The 3,177-nt window shown below is 52.2% G+C and carries 5 protein-coding genes and 1 pseudogene; 1 reads left to right on the forward strand and 5 read right to left on the reverse strand.

The genetic code is table 11. From position 1 onward, the window contains the following. The first annotated feature begins 120 nt into the window (after nt 1-120). The gene (locus AC5LBQ_RS09475; protein WP_295026283.1) at nt 121-1,053 is read left to right on the forward strand and encodes an SPFH domain-containing protein; all 933 of its coding nucleotides are present in this window, start codon (nt 121-123) and stop codon (nt 1,051-1,053) included. Nucleotides 1,054-1,109: 56 nt separating this feature from the next. Here the strand turns inward: AC5LBQ_RS09475 and AC5LBQ_RS09480 are convergent, their stop codons facing one another. From AC5LBQ_RS09480 to AC5LBQ_RS09500, 5 genes and pseudogenes are all read right to left on the reverse strand, one after another. Beyond that, nucleotides 1,110-1,460, reverse strand: coding sequence for a cupin domain-containing protein (locus tag AC5LBQ_RS09480; RefSeq protein WP_311497618.1), 351 nt, complete (start codon nt 1,458-1,460; stop codon nt 1,110-1,112). A gap of 7 nt (nt 1,461-1,467) precedes the next feature. Then, nucleotides 1,468-2,289 (reverse strand): class I SAM-dependent methyltransferase, encoded by an 822-nt coding sequence (locus AC5LBQ_RS09485; protein WP_493265320.1) that lies wholly within the window; start codon nt 2,287-2,289, stop codon nt 1,468-1,470. Nucleotides 2,290-2,327: 38 nt separating this feature from the next. Then, on the reverse strand, nt 2,328-2,501 hold the full coding sequence (locus AC5LBQ_RS09490) for a hypothetical protein (protein ID WP_493265321.1): 174 nt from the start codon (nt 2,499-2,501) through the stop codon (nt 2,328-2,330). Further along, nucleotides 2,465-3,037, reverse strand: coding sequence for a methylated-DNA--[protein]-cysteine S-methyltransferase (locus AC5LBQ_RS09495; protein WP_295026278.1), 573 nt, complete (start codon nt 3,035-3,037; stop codon nt 2,465-2,467). The genes AC5LBQ_RS09490 and AC5LBQ_RS09495 overlap by 37 nt, the downstream gene beginning before the upstream one ends. 18 nt (nt 3,038-3,055) lie before the next feature. After that, nucleotides 3,056-3,151, reverse strand: a pseudogene (locus AC5LBQ_RS09500) (SAM-dependent methyltransferase); the annotation flags it as partial. Nucleotides 3,152-3,177: the final 26 nt, after the last annotated feature.

Genomic DNA, 3,177 nt, shown 5'->3' on the forward strand with positions numbered 1-3,177 from the left:
GGTGTTGATGATGTTTGTCCAATTCTGGGTCGGTACCAGGATTTTCGAGTTTCCATCACGCAAGTGAGACGCTAAAGTTGGTTGTAAGGTTAGGTTTTTGTTGATTGAAAGGGTTTAAAAATGGAAGCATTTTTGGCTTTTGTCGGGGGTCTTTTTGGGATGTCGATTATCGCCCTCATTATCCTGGTGTTGCTCATCGCGGGAGGGATGTTCTTCGTGGTGAAGCAACAGACCAACTACGTGATTGAGCGTTTCGGTAAGTTTCACAAGGTCGCTCTGCCCGGTCTGCGGGTAAAGATTCCGTTCGTGGACCAGATTGCGAAAAAGGTTCCGCTGCGTATCATGCAGCTGGATTCTGTAGTGGAAACCAAAACGAAAGACAACGTGTTCGTGACCATTCCGGTTTCGGTGCAGTACCAGGTTCAAAACGTGGTTGATTCGTATTATCGCTTGGCCAATCCAGAACGTCAGATTCAGTCCTACGTTTACGACCGGGTGCGTACCTCCCTGGCCAAACTGGACTTGGATGAGGCGTTCTCTTCGAAAGACCAAATCGCCCAAGATGTTGAAACGACTCTGGCCGCGGCCATGAACGCTTACGGTTTCGCCATCATCAACACCCTGGTGACAGATATCAACCCGGATCCGACGGTGCGGGCGTCGATGAACTCAATCAACGCCGCCCAGCGGGAACGCGAGGCAGCGGTGAGCCTGGCGGAAGCCGAGAAAATCAAGATTGTGAAACAGGCTGAGGCCGATGCGGAATACAAGCGCCTGCAAGGTGAAGGTATCGCCGCTCAGCGCAAGGCTATCGTGGACGGCCTGGTCAGCCAGTATGAGGCGCTGCGTGATGCCGGGATTGGTTCAGAAGCCCAAGAGATGCTGCTGCTGACCCAGTATTTCGATACGTTGCAGGAAGTCGCGAAAGCCTCTAACACTCAGACGCTGATGCTGCCGTCCAACCCCGGCGGGGTCAATAACGCGATGGAGGAGCTGCGCAACTCGCTGTTCACCGCCACTCGTGCCGCGGATCAAAAGCAAACGGCGCAATAGTGACGCTGTAGTTTCTTGATTTTAGTGCCTTCGTATCGCCGGATACCTAAAGGGTGCTATTTACCCTGCTCGATGAGCATGTAGAGAACCATTTTTGCAGGAGTCAACGCTTTAACTGCGTGTGGTAAACGGGTAGAAAAGTGCACCATCCCGCCGGGAAGCAGTTTCACAGTTTTGCCATCAGCGGTGATTTCAATTTCCCCTTCCAAGGTTTGCACAATTACCGGCATAGCAGCGGTGTGCTCTGATAGTTCTTCACCGCTGTCGAAGGAAAATAGTACAACATTTACCCCTTCTGCACGCATTAGGGTTTTAGAAACGGTAGAGTTCGGGGAATACTCAATTCGTTCCGCAAGTTTATCTATATATCCTAGACCGGCAGTAACCAATTCTTCTTTTGAATCCATATTTGAATCACCTCTGACCTTCATTATCATTACTGGGTTTACGCGCTATTATAGCAATTCCGGTTAGATTCTTACGGTAGTGCTTAAATGTGGCGCGCATTTCTAAAATTCTCGCCCGTAACTCTCGATCGCGTAGAACATTACTGAGTATCCGCAACACCCCCTTAACACCTTCATCAGCTAGGTTACGCCGTGGCGACAGCAGAGCCATGGGTTCAAAACCGACCCATTCAATAACGAAACCAGCATTTTCCAGTACCTTGCGCCATTCATTTTCGGTGAGGGGACGAGCGTTCACGCGAATAGCTTGTGCAAGACGCTTACGTAATTGATCCGCTAGCTGCATGTCTATATCGTTAGGAGTTAATCCGAGTTCGTGAATCGCGTAGCATCCGCCTGGTTCTAGTATCCGGTATGCTTCTGAAACAATTTTTTCTTTGTTTTTCTCACTTTGCATGGTGAGCATCGCCTCACCCACCACCACCTGGGCCGATTGCGACTCTAAACCGGTATCCTGGGCATCTGCCTGTACCACTCTGCCGCCGCTGTCTGCAACGATGTTTCGCACCCGCTGGGCTGCGTCCGGGTCTTGATCTACCCCTGTATAGGACTCGACCGGCGCATCAATAATAATTTTGGCTGTTTTGCCTAATCCGGGCGCAAACTCTACAACTCTCTTTCCTGTTATATCAGCTGCTTGGAGCATCCGGTTGGTAAGTTTGAGTCCTCCGGGACGTAGCACCCGTTTTCCGGCACGCGCTAGTACCCAATGTCCGGCTGCGATTTTAGTGGCACGAGTACTTTGCGGGAGATTACTGTCATCATTCATGTTCCCAGTCTATCAGAATATGCTTAGGTAAGCCTTACCTATTCTAGGTAGTCTGGGTGCTCGGACGCATAGGCGGTGTGTTTAGAGCCATCCGAGTTCACGGGCTTTTCTAGCCGCGCCCACCGGCGTGCCGAGACCTCTGCGGAAGTGGTCATCTGGGAAACCGCCAAGGTTTTTAGCGTCCGTGCTGTCTCTCCCAGTCCAAAAGCCATTGTTTAATCTCAATCCCGGGCCCGTATCCTCCCAGACCACGAGCCGCCACGACTCGGTGGCACGGTACGATGATTACCACTGGGTTGCTATGCATAGCCTGGCCTACAGCACGCGCCGCGCCAGGACTGCCAGCCTCCACCGCCAACTGAGAATAGGTGCGGGTTTGACCGTAGGAAATAGCGGCGCAGGTCTGCCAGATACGACGGCGAAACTCACTGCCGGACAGGTCGAGCGGAATCCTGAAGCTGCGGCGGGTGCCGGCAAAGTATTCCTCAAGCTGGCTTCTTGTCAGATTGCAAAGATTGCGAGCAGCAGTTGGCATCCCGGGAATAGGGCATTCAGTCGCGATGCGTCCGTTAAGTTCAGGCGCCTGATGTGCGGTATTTGTATGGAGACTATCGCCTGGAGCATGCGTTTTAGTCGGATTTTCACCTAACACACACCGCGTCAACCCCTGCTCGCTGGCCGCCAGATACATCCAACCCAAGGGAGTGGACAGAGGACGGGAGTCCCAGTATTCACGGCGCTGCGGCATGCCCTCAGTCTACATTGTCCGCAGCAACCGTTTTCCGGCACGCGCTAGTACCCAATGTCCGGCTGCGATTTTAGTGGCACGAGTACTTTGCGGGAGATTACTGTCATCATTCATGTTCCCAGTCTATCAGAATATGCTTA

The sequence above is a fragment of the Mobiluncus sp. genome, assembly GCF_985070215.1.